We start from the raw sequence: 18,518 nt of genomic DNA on the forward strand, positions 1-18,518 counted from the left end.
ATGGCGAACGACGAGCGGAAACTCCTCGACTACCTCAAGCGCGTGACCGCCGATCTGCGTGAGGCGCAGCGCCGGCTCAAGGACGTCGAATACGCCCACCACGAGCCCGTGGCCATCGTCGGGATCGGCTGCCGGTTCCCCGGCGGTGTCGCGTCCCCCGAGGATCTGTGGGACCTGGTCGCCGCCGGCCGCGAGGGCACCGGCGGCCTGCCCACCGACCGCGGCTGGGACCTCGACGCGCTCTACGACCCCGACCCCGGGCAGCCGGGCACCAGCTATGTGCGCAACGGCGGATTCGTCTACGACGCCGACGAATTCGACGCCGCGTTCTTCGGGATCAGCCCCAACGAGGCGATCACCATGGCGCCGCAGCAGCGGCTGGCGCTCGAGGTGGCCTGGGAGGCCGTCGAACACGCCCGTATCGACCCGCACACCCTGCGCTCCAGCGCCACCGGTACCTATCTGGGCTGCGACGGCCTCGACTACTTCCTCAACTCCTTCCACGTGCCCGAGAACGCGGCGGGCTATCTGACCACCGGCAACTCGTCGAGCGTGGTCGCCGGGCGCGTCGCGTACAGCCTGGGCCTGGAGGGCGCCGCGGTGACGCTGGACACCGCGTGCTCCTCCGGGCTGGTCGCGATCCACCTGGCGTGCCAGGCGCTGCGCGCGGGCGAGGTGACGCTGGCGCTGGCCGGCGGGGTGTACGTGATGTCCTCACCGGCGCCGCTGGTCGGGTTCAGCGAGCTGCGCGCCCTGGCCCCCGACGGCCGCTCCAAGGCCTTCGCGGCGGGTGCCGACGGCATGACGCTCGCCGAGGGCGCCGGAATCGTCCTGCTGGAGCGGCTGTCGGACGCCCGCCGCAACGGACATCAGGTGCTGGCCGTCGTCCGCGGCTCCGCCGTCAACGAGGACGGGGCGAGCAACGGGCTGACGGCGCCCAACGGCCCCGCGCAGCAGCGCGTCATCCAGCAGGCGCTGGCCGCCGCCCGGCTGGCACCGGCGGACGTGGACGCGGTGGAGGCGCACGGCACGGGCACCAGCCTCGGCGACCCCATCGAGGCCCAGGCGCTGCTGGCCACCTACGGCCAGGACCGGCCCGACGACCAGCCGCTGTGGCTGGGGTCGATCAAGTCCAACATCGGCCACACCCAGATCTCCGCCGGTGCCGCGGGCGTGATCAAGATGGTCATGGCGCTGCGCCACGGGATGCTCCCGCGCTCCCTGCACCTCGACGAGCCCAGCCCGCATGTGGCCTGGGACACGGGCGGAGTACGGCTGCTGGACGAGGCCGTCGAGTGGCCGCGGGCCGAGCGCCCCCGGCGGGCGGGCGTGTCCGCCTTCGGTTTCTCGGGGACGAACGCACACCTGATCCTGGAAGAGGCGCCCCTCGAACCCGCACCGGAGTCACCGCCTGCGGTTCAGCCCGCCGAGTCCGTCACCCCCTGGGTGCTGTCGGCGCGCAGCGCGGCGGCGCTGCGCGGCCAGGCCCGGCGGCTGCTCGACGCGACGCCGGCCTGTGGCGATCCGCGGGCGGTGGGCTGGTCGCTGGTGTCCACGCGGTCGGTGTTCGAGCACCGGGCGGTCGTCACCGGCCCCGACACGGCGGCGCTACGGGGCGGGCTCGGCGCGCTGGCGGCGGGGGAGCCGGCGCCCGGAGTGGTGACCGGCCCGCCGGGCTCGCCGGGCGCGGGAGTGGTCCTGGTGTTCCCGGGACAGGGCTCCCAGTGGCCCGGGATGGGCGCCGAACTGCTGGACGCCTCCCCGGTGTTCGCCGCCCGGATCGCCGAGTGCGAGGCGGCGCTCGCCCCGTACGTGGACTGGTCGCTGACGGAGGTGTTGCGCGGCGCCGACGACGCCGCCGACATCGGCCGCGTCGATGTGGTCCAGCCGGTGCTGTGGGCGCTGATGGTGTCCCTGGCCGCCGTGTGGGCCCACCACGGTGTGCGGCCCGCGGCGGTCGTCGGCCACTCCCAGGGCGAGATCGCCGCCGCGTGCGTCGCGGGCGCGCTCTCGCTGGACGACGGGGCCCGGGTGGTGGCGCTGCGCTCGCAGGCGCTGCGGGCGCTGGCCGGGCGGGGCGCGATGGCCTCTCTCGGCGTCGACCCCGACACCGCCGAACGGCTCGTCGCCGAGGTGGGCGAGAAGGCGGCCGGCGTGGGCGTGGCGGCGCTGAACAGCCCGTCCTCCACCGTGGTCTCCGGCCCGCCCGACGCGGTGGCCGCCGTCGTCGCCGCCTGCGAGGCCACCGGCGCGCGGGCCCGCACCATCGATGTGGACTACGCCTCGCACGGCCCCCAGGTGGACGAGATCGCCGACGAGGTGAAGGACCGCCTGGCCGGGGTCGGCGGGCAGGCCACCGACGTGGCGTTCTACTCGACCGTGACCGGTGGCCCATTGGACACCGACACCGACACCGACACCGCCGCCGCCCTGGACGCCGACTACTGGCTGACGAATCTGCGCCGGCCCGTCCGGCTCACCGAGGCGGTCGACGCAGCTCTGAGCGCGGGACACCGGGTGTTCATCGAGGTCAGTACCCACCCCGTGGTCGTCCCCGCGCTTCAGCAGTGCTTCGAGTCCGCCGAGGTCGCCGCGGCGGCCATGGGCACGCTGCGGCGCGCCGAAGGCGGCCCGGCACAGCTGGCCACCGCGCTGGCGCAGGCGTTCACCTCCGGGGTGCCCGTGGACTGGCGGCCCTGGTTCGCCGGCCCGCACGCCCTCCAGGCCGTGGCCCTGCCCACCTACGCGTTCGACCGCGAGCGCTACTGGCTGCCCCAGGCCCGCGCGGCGGCCGGCGGCGACGGCACCCAGGACCCGGCCGAGGCCGAACTGTGGGGCGCCGTCGAAGACCTCGACATCGAGGCGCTGGCACGGGTGCTGGAGCCGGACGGCACGGCCGAGGACATCGAGGCGCTGCGGCCCGCCCTGCCCGTACTGTCCACCTGGCGCCGCCGCCACCGCGAACGCACCACCCTGGCGTCATGGCGCCACCAGATCCGGTGGACCCCGCTGCCCGACCCCAACCCGCCCGCTCTGAGCGGCACCTGGCTGCTGCTCGTCCCCACCGGCCACCAGGACCACCCGGCGGCCCGTATCGCGGCCGAGGCCCTGACCGGACACGGCGCCGAGGTGCGGCCCTGCCCCGTCGACGCCTCCGCCACCAGCCGCGCCGAGCTCGCCGAATGGCTGACGGTCCTGTGCTGTGACCAGGCCCCGGCAGGGGTGGTCAGCCTGCTCGCGCTCGACGAGCGCCCCCGCCCCGACCACCCGGCCGTGCCCGCCGGGCTCGCCGCCACCGTGGCGGCCCTCCAGGCGCTCGGCGACGCGGGGCTCACCGCGCCGCTGTGGTGCCTGACCCAGGGCGCGGTGTCCACCGGCCCGGACGACTCGCTGTCGCACCCCCTCCAGGCGGAGATCTGGGGCGTGGGCCGGGTGGCCGCGCTGGAACACCCCGACCGATGGGGCGGCCTGGTGGATCTGCCGGCCACCCCCGACGAGCAGACCGCGGTCCGGCTGGCGGCCCTGCTGGCCGACGCACCATCAGACGGCTCGGCGGACGACTCATCAGACAGCCTGGCCGAGGACCAAGTGGCGATCCGGGCCGGTGGCGGGGCGCTGGCCCGCCGCCTCGTCCACACCACCGGCGGGACCACCACCGGCGGGACCACCACCGGCGGACGCACCGCGGGCGACGCGTGGCAGCCCCGGGGCAGTGTGCTGATCACCGGCGGCACCGGAGGCGTCGGCGCGCTGCTGGCCCGCTGGGCCGCCGAACGCGGCGCCGACCGCCTCGTCCTCACCAGCCGCCGGGGCCCCGACGCGCCCGGCGCCGCGGAACTGGCCGCCGAACTGCACGGCCTGGGCGCCGCCGTGACCGTCGCCGCCTGCGACGCGGCCGACCCGGAGGCCATGCGGGGCGTACTGGACGCGATCCCCGCCGAACACCCGCTGACCGCCGTCATCCACGCCGCGGGCGTCAGCGAGCAGGACCTCATCGCGGACGTGGACGACGCACATCTGAACCGTATGCTGGCGCCGAAGGCGCTCGCGGCCTGGCACCTCCACGAGCTGACGCAGGCCCTCGACCTCTCCGCGTTCATCCTGTTCTCGTCGGTCTCCGCGTCCTGGGGCAGCGGTCAGCAGGCCGGCTACGCCGCCGCCAACGCCTACCTGGACGCGCTCGCCGAGCACCGCCGCGGCCTCGGCCTGCCGACCACCTCCGTGGCCTGGGGGCTGTGGGGCGAGGTGGGCATGGCCACCACGGCCGAGGAGGTCGACGCCTTCCGCCGCCGCGGCATCCACCCCCTCGACCCCGGGCTGGCCATCGCCTCGCTCCAGCAGACGGTGGCGCGCGGGGAGACCAACGCCGTGGTCGCCGCCGTCGACTGGCGGCGCTTCCTGACCGGCTTCACCGCGCTGCGCCCCAGCCCGCTGCTGTCCGACCTCCCCGAGGCCGTCGAGGCGCGCGCCGAGGAGACCGGGCCGGGGGAGGAGGAGGCGGATCCGCTGCGGCGCAAGCTGGCCGGCTGCCCGCCGGCCGAGCAGCACCACATCCTCGTACGACACGTCCAGGCGCATGCGGCTTCCACCCTCGGCCACCCCGACGCGGACGCCGTGCCCCCCACCAAGCCGTTCCAGGAACTGGGCTTCGACTCGCTCACCGCCGTCCAGCTGCGCGACCGGCTCAATGCCAGTACGGGGCTGCGGCTGCCCACGACCGTCCTGTTCGACTATCCATCGGCCGAGGAACTGGCCCGCCATCTGCACGGGCTGCTCGTCGCCGACGCGGCCTCGGGCGAACAGCTGATCATGTCGGAGCTCGACGGCTGGGACGCCGCCCACGCGCCGGACACCGTCGACGAGGCCGCCTGCTCCCGGATCGCCGCACGCCTGCAGTTGCTGGCCGACAAGTGGAGCGACACCGCCCGCGCCACCGGGTCCCACGGCGACCTGGAGGCGGCGACGGCGGAGGAGATATTCGACCTGATCGCCAACGAGTTCGGGAAGTCCTGACATGATGAAGGGCATCATTCTCGCGGGCGGGAACGGAACACGGCTGCAGCCCCTCACCTTGGCGGGGTCGAAACAGCTGGTTCCCGTTTACGACAAACCCATGATCTATTACCCGCTGTCCGTTCTCATGTTCGCGGGCATCCGGGATATCCTGATCATCAGCCGCCCCACGGAACTGCCCCAGTTCCAAAAGCTTTTCGAAGACGGCAGGCGCCTGGGGCTCAACATTTCCTATGCCGCCCAGGAAAGACCGCGGGGAATCGCCGACGCGTTCCGAGTCGGCGCGGACCATATTCGCGGTGAGGAGTGCGCGCTGATCCTGGGCGACAACCTCTTCCATGGCGCGAACCTGCCCACGCTGCTCCGCAGAAGCGTGCAGCGGTTGCGCGGATGTGTGCTGTTCGGGCACGAGGTCGCCGACCCCCGGCACTTCGGCGTCGCCGAAATAGACGACCGCGGCAGACTGCTGTCCATCGAGGAGAAACCGGAGCGGCCCCGGTCGAACCTGGCCATTCCCGGTCTGTACTTCTTCGACAGCAGCGTGGTCGACATCGCCAAGCGCCTGGCTCCCTCGGACCGGGGCGAGTTGGAGATCACCGATGTGCTGCAGGCCTATCTGGAGGAGGGCCGGGCCGATCTGGTGTGGCTCGGCAGGGGCGTCACCTGGCTGGACACCGGCACTCACGAGACTCTGCTGGACGCGGGCCGTATGGTGCGCGACGTACAGCACTACCAGGGCACCCGGCTCGGCTGTGTCGAGGAGATCGCCATGTACATGGGATTCATCGAACCCGACGACTGCCATGCGCTGGGCGCCGAGATGAGCAATTCGCCCTACGGTCAGTACGTCATGGACCGCGCTCGCTCGTATCAAAGGGGCCTGCCGCCCGCGCGGTTCCTGGAGGGAATATGAGACTCCTCGTCACCGGCGCCGCGGGGTTCATCGGCTCCACCTACGTACGCGGGCTCCTCACGCGGGGCGGTGCGGAGCGGGGCGGTGCCGAACGGGGCGCTGCCGACTGGGGCCCCGACGTCTCCCAGGTCACGGTGCTGGACAAGCTCACCTACGCCGGCTCGCTGAGCAACCTCGAGACCGCCGACCCCCGGCTGACGTTCGTCCACGGCGACATCTGCGACGCCGAACTGGTCGACACGCTCATGAAACAGGCCGGCCAGGTGGTCCACTTCGCCGCCGAGTCCCATGTGGACCGCTCCATCGCCGGCGCCGACGCTTTCATGCGCACCAACGTCGAGGGCACCCATACGCTTCTGCAGGCCGCCTTGCGGCACGGCGTGGAGCGGTTCGTCCATGTCTCCACCGACGAGGTCTACGGCTCCGTCGAGACCGGCTCCAGCTCCGAGACCGCCCTGCTCGACCCCAACTCGCCCTACGCCGCCTCCAAGGCCGCCTCGGACCTGATCGCCCTCGCCTACCACCGCACCCATGGTCTTGACGTACGCGTCACCCGGTGCAGCAACAACTACGGTCCCCGCCAGTTCCCCGAAAAGATCATCCCGCTGTTCATCACCAACCTGCTCGACGGCGAGGACGTACCGCTGTACGGGGACGGGCTGAACGTACGCGACTGGCTGCACGTCGAGGACCACTGCCGCGGTGTGGAACTGGCGCGCACCAAGGGGTGCCCCGGCGAGATCTACAACATCGGCGGCGGCACCGCGCTGACCAACCGCGAGCTGACCGGCCTGCTGCTGGAGGCATGCGGCGCCGACTGGGGCCGCGTACGGTATGTCGCGGACCGCAAGGGACACGACCGGCGCTACGCCATCCGGGACGACAAGGCCAGGGACGGACTCGGCTACCGCCCGCGGCATGACTTCGCCGCCGGGCTGGCCGAGACGGTCGCCTGGTACCGGGACAACCGCGCCTGGTGGGAACCGCTCAAGCGGTCCGCCCAGCCGACCCACCGCTGACCATGCGAACCACTGCACGCCGTTGGCCGCGCGGCCAACGGCGTGCAGTGATATGTGCGGTCAGCCGCGGCTTTCGACGAACTCCTTGATGGACGAGACCATGTAGTCGATCATCTCCTCGGTCAGCCCCGGGTAGACGCCGACCCAGAACGTGTGCTCGGTGATGATGTCGCTGTTGGTCAGCTCACCGCACACCCGGTGCGGCGCCTCCGCGTGCGCGGGGTGGCGGGTCAGGTTCCCGGCGAACAGCCGGCGCGTGCCGATCTTGCGGGACTCCAGGAAGTCGACGAGCTCGGCCCGGCTGAACGGGGCCGCCGGGTCGACGGTCAGGACGAACCCGAACCAGCTCGGATCGGAGCGCGGCGTCGCCTCCGGCAGGATCAGCCAAGGCAGCCCGTCAAGCCCCTCGCGCAGCTGACGCCAGTTGCGCCGCCGGGCCGAGCAGAACGCGTCGAGCTTGTCGAGCTGCGCCAGCCCCAGCGCCGCCTGCAGATCGGTCGACTTCAGGTTGTATCCGATGTGGGAGAAAATGTACTTGTGGTCGTAGCCGGCCGGCAGCGTGCCCATCTGATAGCCGAACCGCTTGCGGCACGTATCGCTCTCGCCCGGTTCGCACCAGCAGTCCCGGCCCCAGTCCCGCAGCGACTCCACGATCCGCGCCAGCGCCAGGTTCGAGGTCAGCACGCAACCGCCCTCGCCCATGGTCAGATGGTGCGCGGGATAGAAGCTGACGGTCGTCAGATCGCCGAAGGTACCGGCCAGTTGCCCGTCGTACGTGGAGCCCACGGCGTCGCAGGTGTCCTCGATCAGGACCAGGTCGTGGTCCTGCGCCAGCTGGGCCATCTCCGCGGCCTCGAAGGGGTTCCCCAGGGTGTGCGCCATGATGATGGCCTTGGTGCGCGGCCCGATGGCCTGCGCCACCCGCTCGGCCGTGGCGTTGTACGTCCGCAGCTCGACGTCCACATAGACCGGGACAAGGCCGTTCTGCAGGATCGGGTTGACGGTGGTCGGGAAGCTGGCCGCCACCGTGATGACCTCGTCGCCCGGGCGCAGCCGGCGGTCGCCCAGCAGATGGGAGGTGAGCGAGGAGAGCGCCAAGAGGTTCGCGGACGACCCGGAGTTCGTCAGATGGGCCTTACGGCGCTTCATTCTGCGCGCGAAGGCCGACTCGAACTTCCGGGAGGACTTGCCCGCCGCGATCCGCATCTCCAGCGCGGCCTCCACCAGCGCGACCCGGTCCTCCTCGTCCAGCACCGCGCCCGAGGGCCAGATCTCGGTCACCCCGGGGATGAAGCCCCGCCCCTCCTGGCTGTCCTGGTGGTACTTGCGCACCTCGTCGAGGATGCGCGCGACCCGTTCGCTCATCTGCTGTCCTTCCCATGGCTGTTCCCGGGCCCGCCGGCCGTCGCCGTACGCACCGCCGCGGGCGGCGAGCCGGCTGCCGCGAGCAGATCGCGCAGTGACTCCTGAAGGGTTCGGCGCGGCGCCCAGCCCAGCAGGCGCCGCGCCCGTGCGATGTCCAGCCGCTGCCAGGCCGCGTCCGAACGCGTCCGGTGCAGGGCCGGGTCCTCGACCACCCGCACCGGCAGCCCGCTGAGCGCGATCATCAGATCGACCAGCCTGCGCACATGCACCGCCTGGCCGCTCCCGATGTTCACAACGGCCCCGGTGACCGCGCCGACCGGGGCCACGGCCGCCGCGATCACCGCGTCGGCCACGTCCCGGACGTCCACCAGATCGCGGTGGTCGCGCAGCGGCGCAAGCCGCAATTCTCCGTGGCCTGCCGTCAGATGGGCGGCCACGACCCCGGTGAGGCTGGTGCCGGGGGCGCCCGGACCGCAGGCGACGGAGACCCGCAGTACGGTCCCGGCCACGCTGCCCTCGGCCGCGGCCCGCAGCACGGCCTGCGAGCCGCGCAGCTTGGTGCGGCCGTAGACGGTGGCCGGGTCGGTCGGCCAGTCCTCGCCGATCGAGGTCCCGGGCGCGGCCGGGCCGTACTCGTAGGCGCTGCCCAGGTGGATCAGCCGCGGCCGGTCCGGGAGGTGAGCGACGGCCGTGGTGAGGCGGCTCACGAACCCGGAGTTGGCCTCGGCCATCTGCCGTTCGCCGCCGCCCCAGACCGCGCCCGCGGCGTTCACCAGCACCCGCGCCCCCGTATCGGCGCAGAGCCGGGCCAGCTCGGCGGGGCCGGCCGCGGTCAGGTCCAGGCGCACCGAACGGCAGCCGTCGCCGTCCGCGCCGCCGCCGTCCGTGCCGTCCCCGCTCAGGCTGCCGCGGGAGACCCGTACCACCCGGGCGCCAGCGGCGGTGAGCGCCGAGCAGATGTGCCGCCCCAGATACCCGGAGCCGCCCAGCACCAGGACCGGCGTGCCGGCCAGTGCGTCGGCAGCGCGGAGCGGAGGAGCCGAAGAGGCGGCCATGGTTCCCTCCCGGGAGGATGGGGCTACGGACGGGCGTCGTGGGCCTTCTCGCTGCCTGCCTTCGTGCTGCCTGTATTCCTGCTGCCTGTATTCCTGAAGACGGCCTGCCAGAAGTAGCTCCAGGGGAGGCCCCGGGTGTCCGCGGCGCAGGTCCATCGGTCGGCGGGCCGGTAGGCGTCGATGAAGGCGGGCACGGCCGCGGCCACGGCCTCGCTGTCGTGGATGTCGAGCACCTGCCGCAGCGGCCCGGTCTCCATGGCCAGCTTCACTGCCTCTTCGCCCTTCTGGTGGCCGTCCATGCTCTTGTCCCGGAACTTTCCGACCGGGTTCTTCACGAAGAACGCCCCGCACCTCTCGTCGATCAGGCGCAGATAGGCCTTGACGGTGTCGGGGGTCATCTCCGTGAAGGAGTGCACATTAACGCACAGGTCGAAGCGGTCCGTGCCCAGTGCCGTGTCGATGTCCTCAACCTGCACGAACTTCAGCTTGGCGAACTGCTTCTCGTCCAGGACCGCACGCAGATATGCCCTGCTCAGCGAGAGCGTGTTCTTCAGGTCGATGATGGTGTACGAGGCGAGGTCATAGTTGGACAGCATCGAGTGGCAGGTGCGCCCATAGCCCGCGCCGATCTCCAGAACGCGGGCGCCGTCCAGGTCCACCTCCTTCTCGATGAATCCGAGTTCAAGTGCCGCCTGGAGATAGTCCAGGCATACGGACTTGCCCTCGTAGCGGACCGTGACCGGATCTCCCACCTCACGGTTGTGGACACTCTCGATCTTCGACCAGTCGTCGTCGCCCAGCCGCGTGGCCAGTTCGTACACAAGGGCCCGCAAATACCTGAGCCCGTTGGCGGTCGGATCCCAAAGGGCGAGATTGAAATTCCGTCGGTCCGACTTGAAACCGGTCAGATCGGTGGCCGCGTCCTCGGTGACCCAGAGTTCACTGATGCGCTCCCACTGTCGGCTGGCCTGAAAAACCTTTGCCATCCCGCCCTCCTTCTGCGCCTTGTCCGTCGGCGTCGGTCGCGTCCCGGTGCTGGGAAGTCTCCAGGCGGCCGCTAAAGGCGGACTAACTCGGGTTGACAGTTCTGCTTTAGGCGGATCGGCGATCGTCTCCTGGGAGAGATGCGTGGCCAGAGACGTGTGGCCAGAAAAGGTGGGCGGCGAAACGTGGGCGGCGAAAGGGAGAACCACACCATGCGGGACACCCCTATCAGCTTTCCTCTGCGGGGGCGCCCCGGACCATTCGACCCGCCCGAGGTGCTGGGACAGCTGCGCGAGGAGCGGCCGATCGCGCCCATGCGATTCGCCGACGGCCATGTGGGCTGGCTGGTCACGGGGTATTCGGCGGTGCGCGCCATTTTGGGGGACGCCCGGTTCAGCACCCGGCTGGAGCTGGGTCACCCGATCGTCGATGTGCCGACGGCCCAGCTCTCGGGCCAGACCACGGGCCCCGGGATGTTCCCGCTGATGGACCCTCCGGACCACACCCGGTACCGGCGGCTGCTGATGGCCGAGTTCACCGTCCGGCGGATGAAGCGGCTCGAATCGCGGATCGCGGAGATCACCCATGGGCGCCTCGACGCGATGGAAGCCGCCGGTTCACCGGCGGACCTCGTGGCGGAGTTCGCCTCCCCGGTCCCGGCCCTGGTGATCTGTGAACTGCTCGGCGTCCCCGACGAGGACCGGGAGGAGTTCCGGCTGGCCGTGGAGGCCCTGTTCTGCTGGGACACCACCCCCAAGGAGGCACAGGCCGCCCTGGCCGTCACCCTCCGCGTGTTCCCCGCGCTCATCGCGCGCCGGCGCGCCGAACCCACCGACGACATCTTCAGCGGTCTGGTCCACAGCGCCGAGCTGACCGACCAGGAACTGGCCACCATCGGCTACATCCTGCTCGCCAGCGGCCTGGAGACCACCGCCAACATGCTGTCGCTCGGCACCTTCGCCCTGCTGTGCCATCCCGAGCAGAAGGAGGCGCTGCGCGGCGACCCGGATCTCATCGACACCGCGGTGGAAGAGCTCGTGCGCTATCTGTCCATCGCCCAGTACGGCTCCGTGCGCACGGCCTTGGAGGATGTCGAGATCGAAGGGACGCTGATCGGCAAGGGGCAGTCCGTCCTGGTGTCGATGTCGGCGGCCAACCGCGACGCGGCGCGCTTCGGCGACCCCGACACGCTCGACATCACCAGGCCCATCGGCGGCCATATCGGCTTCGGCCACGGCTTCCACCACTGCCTGGGCCAGCAACTGGCCCGCGCCGAGATGCGACAGGCGTTTCCCGCGCTGCTGGACCGCTTTCCCGAGCTGCGGCTGGCCGTTCCGCCCGACGAGGTCCCGACCGCGGAGGACCGGTTCACCTACGGTGTCCACCGGCTGCCGGTGGCGTGGTGACCATGCGCGTAGGTGTCAGGAAGGACCTCTGCATGGGGGCCGGCATGTGCGCGCTGACGGCGCCGGAAGTGTTCACCCAGAGCGAGGACGACGGGATCGTCGAAATCCTCGACCCGCATCCCTCTCAAGACCGGCACGCCCTGGTCCGGCGCGCGGTGACGCTCTGCCCGGCCGGCGCCATCACGGTCACCGAAGACGCCGAGGAGTGACCCTCTCGGCGCCACGGCCGGCAATCCGTCGTGCACGATCCGCCGCTGACAATCAGAGAGGAGATGCCGGCCATGCGCGTCCTGTTCGTCACATTTCCCTGGCATACCCACTTCCAGTTCTGTGCGCCGATGGCCTGGGCGCTGCGCACCGCGGGCCACGAGGTCCACTTCGCGGGCAGCCCCGACCTCATCGACGTCATCACCGGGGCAGGACATACGGCCGTCCCGGTCGGCCCCGATGAGCCCTTCACCGAGCGGGCATACCGAGCGCGCGAGGACGTACAGGGGAAGCTCAAGGAAAGCGGCGTCATCAACGACACGAGCGGCGGGTCGGGCAGCGATTCCGGGAGCGGGAACGCCCCCGTCCTCGATCTCGGCGAGAACGGCGAGGAAAACCTTCCCTGGAGCTATCTGAAGCTGATCGCCGCCGGCTCCACCGAGGTGGCCAAGCTCGCCAATGACGCGATGATCGACGATCTGGTCGCGTACTGCCGCTGGTGGAAGCCCGATCTGGTGGTGTGGGAGTGGCTGACCTACGCGGGCGCCGTCGCCGCCGCCGCGGTGGGCGCGGCCCATGCACGGATGCCGATCGGCATCGAGGTCGAGGCCCGGATCCGCCGCCACTTTGTGAAGGTACGGGACCAGCAGCCCCCGGCCGACCGCGAGGACCCCATGCGGGACTGGCTCGGCGGGTGGGGGGACAAGTACGGCTTCGAGTTCTCCGAAGACCTGGTGACCGGGCAGTTCACGATCGACCAGGTGCCGGACTCGATGCGGCTGGCCTGCGAGGTGCCGCATGTCCCGGTCCGTTACGTGCCCTACAACGGCCCCGCCGTCGTGCCCGAGTGGATCCGCAGCGAACCGCGGGCGCCGCGGGTCCTCGCCACCTTCGGGACGAGCATGTGGGACACGGACAAGTCAGGGCTTGTCCTCGACAGCCAGCGGGTGTCCAAGGACCAGCTTCAGGACATGCTGGACTCGCTGGCCGACCTCGATATCGAGCTGGTGATGACCCTGCCGGTCAGCATGCAGAAACAGCTGGAGCGCATTCCGGACAACGCGCGGTTCGTCGAGTTCGTGCCCATGCACACCATCGTCCCTTCGTGCGCGGCCGTGATCCACCACGGTGGACTTCCCACCTTCCTCAGCTCGCTGGCCCACGGGATTCCGCAGATCATGCTCACCTGGATGGCCCCGGACGCCTCGGTGCGCGGCGCCCGCCTGCACAAGGCCGGGGCGGGCGAGTGGATTCCGCCCGAGCGTATGACGGGCCGGCGGATCCGGGACTCCCTGGTGCGGCTGCTGGACGACCCGTCGGGCGCCCAGCGGCTCCGTGACGAGGTACGGGCCCAGCTGTCCCCCAACGAGGCGGCTCCGGAGCTGGAGCGGCTGGCCGCCCGGTTCGGTTCTCGCTGACTGTCCTGACCCCAGAGCCCCTGAGCCCCTGAGCCCCTGAGCCCGCCGTGGTCAGGGGCTCAGCTGTGCCGTGCTCAGGACTCCCCGAACTCCCGGTCGATGAGGGCGAACATCTCGTCCGCGGACGCCGTCTCCAAGTCGTCGCCGCCCGTCTCCTCGGCAGGGTCGGGCGCGCCGTCCCCGGCCCCGGCCCCCTCGTCGTATCGCCACAGCAGCACCCGCAGCCGGTGGGTGAGCCCGGCGCGGCGCGGATCGTCGGCGGCCAGGGCGGCGAGCGCGGCCTCGATCTCGTCGAGGTGTGCCGCGACCGGTTCCGCCTCCGGCGCCTCGGGCAGCACCTGGGTGACCAGATGGCCGGCCAGCGCGGTCGGCGTCGGATAGTCGAAGACCAGCGTGGCGGGCAGGCTCAGGCCGATGGCGCCGCGCAGCCGGTTCTTGAATTCGACGGCCGCCAGGGAGTCGAACCCCAACTCCTTGAAGGGCTGGTCCGGGTCGACCGACTCCGCCGCCGGATAACGCAGCGCACCGGCCACATGGGAGCGGACGAGCGCCAGCAGCGTACCGGCGCGTGCCTCGGGCGCCTGGGCCGTCAGCCGCTCCCGCAGGGCCGTCAGGCTCTCGGAGCTCTCCTCGTCCGGAGCGTCCAGCGCCGTCTGCCAGGCCCGCCGGGCCGCCGGGATCTCGTCGAAGAGCCGGCTGGGGCGCGCCATGGTGAACAGCGGGACGAAACGATCCCAGTTGACGTCCGCGACCACCGCGTGCGCGTCGCTCCGGCCTTCGTCGTGGCCGCCTCCAGTGTCGCCCTGCTCGCTGCCGCCACCGCCCTCGTCGAGCGTCCGCCGCAGCGCGGCCAGTGCCAGCTCGGGCGGGAGGGCCGGAAGCCCCAGCCGTTCGGCGCGTTCGGCCGCCTCCGGGCCCTCCGAACCGTCCCATACGCCCCACGCCAGCCGTACGACATGGCCACCGGCCGCCTGGCGCCGCCGCGCCACCGCGTCCAGATACGCGTCGGCCGCGGCCCGTGCGCCGTGCCCGCCACCGCCCCACACCGCGGCGATGGATGAGAAGACCACCACCGGATCGTCGGGCTCCAGGCCGCACGCCTCCGCGAGCCGATCGGCTCCCCCCATGGCGTTCGACACCGCCTCGGCCAGCCGGTCCGGTGTGAGTTCGGCCAGCGGTGCCCAGTCGCTCGGCGCCCCGGTGTGGATGACCGTACGGACCCGCAGCCCCGAGGCCGCGAGTTGGTCGGCCAGCTCCCGCTGGGCCTCCGGGCCGGACGGCACACCGTCCAGCACCGTCGCCTCCGCGCCCAGCTCCGCCAGCTCGGCCACCAGCTCCGCGCCACCGGGCGCGTCCGGGCCGTCCGGCGCCAGCAGGACCAGGCGCTTCGTGCCGCCCGCGGCCAGCCACCGCGCCACGAGAGCCGCGGTCCCGGCGACACCGCCGGTGACGAGGACATCGTTCCGGGGCGTCCACTCACGCGCCGGCGCCTCCCCGAGGCCGCTCAGTGGTGCGGGCAGCAGCCGCCGCCCGAAGGCCCCGGCCGGCCGCAGCGCCACCTGGTCCTCCCCGTCCCGGCCCGTCAGCCCGGCGCGCAGCAGGTCAGGGGCAAGGTCCTCGGGTGAGGCGGGCAGGTCGACCAGCCCGCCCCACGCCGCCGGATGCTCCAGCGCGGCCACCCGGCCGAGCCCCCACACCTGAGCCTGCGCGGGGGCCAGTGGCCGCTCGTCGTCAGCGACCGCCACCGCGCCCCGCGTGGCGCACCACAGGGGCGCGGCGAACTCCGCGTCCAGCAGGGCCCGTAGCAGGGTGTGGGTGCCCGTCACACCGCCGATCACGGCCGGGAACGCCTCGTCGTGCGGGCGTTCGTCGAGCGGCAGCAGGGACAGCACCCCCGCCCAGGGCCCGCCCTCGTCGCCCAGCGCCCGCAGCGCCGCGGCGAGCCCGGCCACATCCGTCCCGCCGTCCGCCACCAGCCGCCGCACCTCGCCGCCATCCGCCGCGAGGGCCGGCTCACACGCGTCGGCCCACTCCTCGGCGCCCTCCGGCGGTACGACCAGCAGCCATGGGCCGGCAGCGGCTGCCGCCGGGCCGAGGTCAGGCAGACGGCGCCAGCCGACCCGGTAGCGCCAGGAGTTCACGGTCGACCGCTCATGGCGCTCCTGGTGCCAGCGCGACAGCGTCGGCAGCACCGCGCCGAGCGACGAGTGCCGCCCGTCCTCCTCGCCGATGCCCAGCGCCTCGGACAGCGCCGGGAGATCCTGCGCCGCCACCGCGCTCCAGAACCGCACCTCCTCCTCGTCCGCCTCCGCCGGCGGCGCGTCCGCCAGGGCATCCGGCAGCCAGTACCGCTCGCGCTGGAAGGGGTAGGTGGGCAGGTCCACGGTCGGTGGCGGGGTCCCGTGGGCGAACCACGGCCGCCAGTCGACGGGGGTGAGCGTGTGCAGCCGGGCGAGCGCGTGGGCCAGGCCCTCGACATCGGGCTGCTTACGTGTCAGGGCGGGGACCAGCAGGGGAGGGTGCGCGGGCAGGTCGTCCAGCGTGTCGAGGGTGTCCTGCGCGGCGGGGACGAGTACGGCGTCGGGGCCGACTTCGACGAAGACTGCCGTGTGCGGGGCGGTGTGTGCGATGGCGGGGTGGAAGTGGACGGGTCGGCGGATGTGGCGGACCCAGTAGTCGGGGGTGGTGATGTCCTCGTCGGCGGGTTCGCCGGTGAGGTTGCTGATGAGGGGGATGGTCGGCTGGTGGTACGTCAGCCCGGCGATGGCGTCGCGGAAGTCGTCCAGGACCGGTTCCATGAGGGGGGAGTGGAAGGCGTGGCTGACGGTCAGCGCTTTGATCCTGCGGCCGCGTTCCTTCCATGCCGTGCCGATCTTGGTGACGAGGTCCAGCGGGCCGGAGATGACGGTGCTGGTGGGGGCGTTGAGGGCGGCGATGGTGACCTGGCCGTCGTACGGGGCGAGGGCTTCGGCGGCTTCTTCGGCGGTGGCTTCGAGGGCGGTCATGGCGCCGCCGGTGGGCAGACTGCCGAGCAGGGTGGCGCGGGCGGCGACCAGGCGGCAGGCGTCTTCGAGGGAGAGGACTCCGGCGATGTGTGCGGCGGCGATCTCACCGATGGAGTGGCCGATCACCGCGTCCGGCCGCACACCGCAGTCCTTCAGCAGCCGGGCCAGTGCCACCTGCACGGCGAACAGCCCGGCCTGGGTGTAGGTGGTGTGGTCCAGCAGTTCGGCTCGCGGCCGGCCGTGCAGTACGACATCGGCCAGCGGGTGGTCCAGATGCGGATCGAGCAGCCGGCACACCTCGTCGAAGGCGGCGGCGAAGCCCGGGAAGCGTTCATGCAGTTCGGCGCCCATGCCCGGGCGCTGGCTGCCCTGCCCGGAGAACAGGAACACCCGCCACCCGGATCCCCGCACCCCCGCCTCGCGCCGTACCAGCGCCGGATGCTCCTCCCCGGCCGCCAGCGCGGCCAGGCCCGCCCGTAGCGTCGCGGTGTCCCGGCCCATGACCACGGCCCGGTGGTCGAACACCGTACGCGAGGTGGCCAGCGACCAGCCCACCGCGTCCGGATCGCCGTCGACGGCCGCCGCGACGGCCGCCGCGTTCAGCAGTTGCCCGGCCTGCGCGCGCAGCGCGTCCGCGCCGCGCGCCGACACCACCCACGGCGTGACCCGGTCCTCGGGCCGGTCGGTGGCCGTGTCGGCGGGTGTGTCTGTGGCCGTGTCCGTGTCCGTGGGCGTGTCCGTGGGCGGGGCGGGCTCCTCCAGGATGACGTGGGCGTTGGTGCCGGAGATGCCGAACGAGGACACCCCGGCCCGGCGCGGATGGTCCCCCCGCGGCCAGTCGACCGGCTCGCTCAGCAGCCGTACGGCACCGGAATCCCAGTCCACATGGGAGGTCGGCTCGTCGACGTGGAGGGTGGCGGGCAGTCGGCCGTGGCGCAGGGCCATCACCATCTTGATCACGCCCGCCACGCCCGCCGCCGCATGGGTGTGGCCGATGTTCGACTTGATCGAGCCCAGCCACAGCGGCCGGTCCGCCGGGCGGTCCTGACCGTAGGTCGCCAGCAGTGCCTGGGCCTCGATCGGGTCACCGAGCGTCGTACCCGTGCCGTGCGCCTCCACCGCGTCCACCTGGTCGGCGGTGAGCCGGGCGCTGTCCAGCGCCTGCCGGATCACACGTTCCTGCGCGGCGTCGTTGGGCGCGGACAGCCCGTTGCTCGCACCGTCCTGGTTGACCGCCGAGCCGCGCAGTACGGCGAGTACGCGGTGGTCGTTGCGCAGCGCGTCCGAAAGCCGCTCCAGCAGCACCAGGCCCGCGCCCTCGGAGAAGCCGGTGCCGTCCGCGGCCGCGGCGAACGCCTTGCAGCGGGCGTCCGGCGCGAACCCCCGCTGCCGGGAGAACTCCACATACGCCGTGGGCGTGCTGAACACGGTCACGCCGCCGGCCAGGGCCAGGTCGCATTCGCCCTGCCGCAGCGCCTGTCCGGCGAGGTGCATCGCCACCAGTGAGGCGGAGCACGCGGTGTCCAGGGTGACCGCGGGACCTTCGAGGCCCAGCGTGTACGCCACGCGGCCGGACACCACGCTGGTGAGTCCGCCGGTGGCCGTATAGCCCTCGAAGCCCTCGGGGATCCGCGGTATCCGCGACAGATAGTCCTGACTCGACACCCCCGTGTAGACCCCGGTGGCGGAGCCTTTGAGGGTGGTGGGGTCGATCTGCGCGCGTTCGAGGAGTTCCCAGGCGGTTTCGAGCAGGACGCGCTGCTGCGGGTCCATGGCCAGGGCTTCGCGCGGGCTGATGTTGAAGAAGGAGGCGTCGAACTGGTCGGCGTCGTGCAGAAAGCCGCCCTCGGTCACATAGCTGGTGCCGTAGTGGTCGGGGTCGGGGTGGTAGAGGCGGTCGAGGTCCCAGACCCGGTTGGTGGGGAACGGGCCGATGGCGTCGGTGCCGGTGGCCACCAGCTCCCACAGGGCTTCCGGGGAGGTGATACCGCCGGGGTAGCGGCAGGCCATGGCGGTGATCGCGATGGGCTCCTGGTGGCGCTCCTCCGCTTCGCGCAGCCGCTGTTTGGCCTGGCCGAGGTCGAGGGTGACGCGCTTGAGGTACTGGCGCAGTTTGTCTTCGGTGGTGGACAT

Annotated in this window: 10 protein-coding genes; 6 read left to right on the top strand and 4 right to left on the bottom strand. The window is 72.1% G+C overall.

Features of this window, described 5'->3' with window-relative positions; all coding sequences use genetic code 11:
* Genes ACFV2X_RS33115 through rfbB form a run of 3 tightly spaced genes read left to right on the top strand, consistent with a single transcriptional unit; the run spans position 1 to position 6,945 of the window.
* Complete coding sequence (locus ACFV2X_RS33115) at positions 1 to 5,013, top strand: type I polyketide synthase (protein WP_385623675.1); 5,013 nt, start codon at positions 1 to 3, stop codon at positions 5,011 to 5,013.
* Between the two features lie 4 nt (positions 5,014 to 5,017).
* Positions 5,018 to 5,926, top strand: a complete 909-nt coding sequence (rfbA, locus tag ACFV2X_RS33120; protein WP_385623744.1) for a glucose-1-phosphate thymidylyltransferase RfbA — start codon at positions 5,018 to 5,020, stop codon at positions 5,924 to 5,926.
* Positions 5,923 to 6,945: a dTDP-glucose 4,6-dehydratase gene (rfbB, locus tag ACFV2X_RS33125; RefSeq protein WP_385623677.1), complete on the top strand. Its 1,023-nt coding sequence runs from the start codon at positions 5,923 to 5,925 to the stop codon at positions 6,943 to 6,945. The genes rfbA and rfbB overlap by 4 nt, the downstream gene beginning before the upstream one ends.
* A gap of 60 nt (positions 6,946 to 7,005) precedes the next feature.
* Here rfbB and rfbH read toward each other — a convergent pair whose 3' ends face one another.
* From rfbH to ACFV2X_RS33140, 3 genes are read right to left on the bottom strand one after another with little or no spacing between them, the layout of a single operon-like run.
* The gene (gene rfbH, locus ACFV2X_RS33130; RefSeq protein ID WP_385623679.1) at positions 7,006 to 8,310 is read right to left on the bottom strand and encodes a lipopolysaccharide biosynthesis protein RfbH; all 1,305 of its coding nucleotides are present in this window, start codon (positions 8,308 to 8,310) and stop codon (positions 7,006 to 7,008) included.
* Positions 8,307 to 9,365, bottom strand: coding sequence for an NAD-dependent epimerase/dehydratase family protein (locus ACFV2X_RS33135; RefSeq protein ID WP_385623681.1), 1,059 nt, complete (start codon positions 9,363 to 9,365; stop codon positions 8,307 to 8,309). The genes rfbH and ACFV2X_RS33135 overlap by 4 nt, the downstream gene beginning before the upstream one ends.
* 23 nt (positions 9,366 to 9,388) lie before the next feature.
* Positions 9,389 to 10,351 (bottom strand): putative sugar O-methyltransferase, encoded by a 963-nt coding sequence (locus ACFV2X_RS33140; RefSeq protein WP_385623683.1) that lies wholly within the window; start codon positions 10,349 to 10,351, stop codon positions 9,389 to 9,391.
* A gap of 210 nt (positions 10,352 to 10,561) precedes the next feature.
* Here ACFV2X_RS33140 and ACFV2X_RS33145 point away from each other — a divergent pair, with 210 nt between their 5' ends.
* The 3 genes from ACFV2X_RS33145 to ACFV2X_RS33155 all read left to right on the top strand — a co-directional run bounded on the left by ACFV2X_RS33145 (position 10,562) and on the right by ACFV2X_RS33155 (position 13,380).
* Positions 10,562 to 11,755 (top strand): cytochrome P450, encoded by a 1,194-nt coding sequence (locus tag ACFV2X_RS33145; RefSeq protein ID WP_385623686.1) that lies wholly within the window; start codon positions 10,562 to 10,564, stop codon positions 11,753 to 11,755.
* A gap of 2 nt (positions 11,756 to 11,757) precedes the next feature.
* Positions 11,758 to 11,964 (top strand): ferredoxin, encoded by a 207-nt coding sequence (locus ACFV2X_RS33150; protein ID WP_385623689.1) that lies wholly within the window; start codon positions 11,758 to 11,760, stop codon positions 11,962 to 11,964.
* 72 nt (positions 11,965 to 12,036) lie between these two features.
* The gene (locus tag ACFV2X_RS33155) at positions 12,037 to 13,380 is read left to right on the top strand and encodes an activator-dependent family glycosyltransferase (RefSeq protein ID WP_385623692.1); all 1,344 of its coding nucleotides are present in this window, start codon (positions 12,037 to 12,039) and stop codon (positions 13,378 to 13,380) included.
* Between the two features lie 74 nt (positions 13,381 to 13,454).
* Here the strand turns inward: ACFV2X_RS33155 and ACFV2X_RS33160 are convergent, their stop codons facing one another.
* Positions 13,455 to 18,518, bottom strand: coding sequence for a type I polyketide synthase (locus ACFV2X_RS33160; RefSeq protein WP_385623694.1), 5,064 nt, complete (start codon positions 18,516 to 18,518; stop codon positions 13,455 to 13,457).

The sequence above is a fragment of the Streptomyces sp. NPDC059679 genome, from assembly GCF_042734105.1.
Taxonomy (GTDB): domain Bacteria; phylum Actinomycetota; class Actinomycetes; order Streptomycetales; family Streptomycetaceae; genus Streptomyces.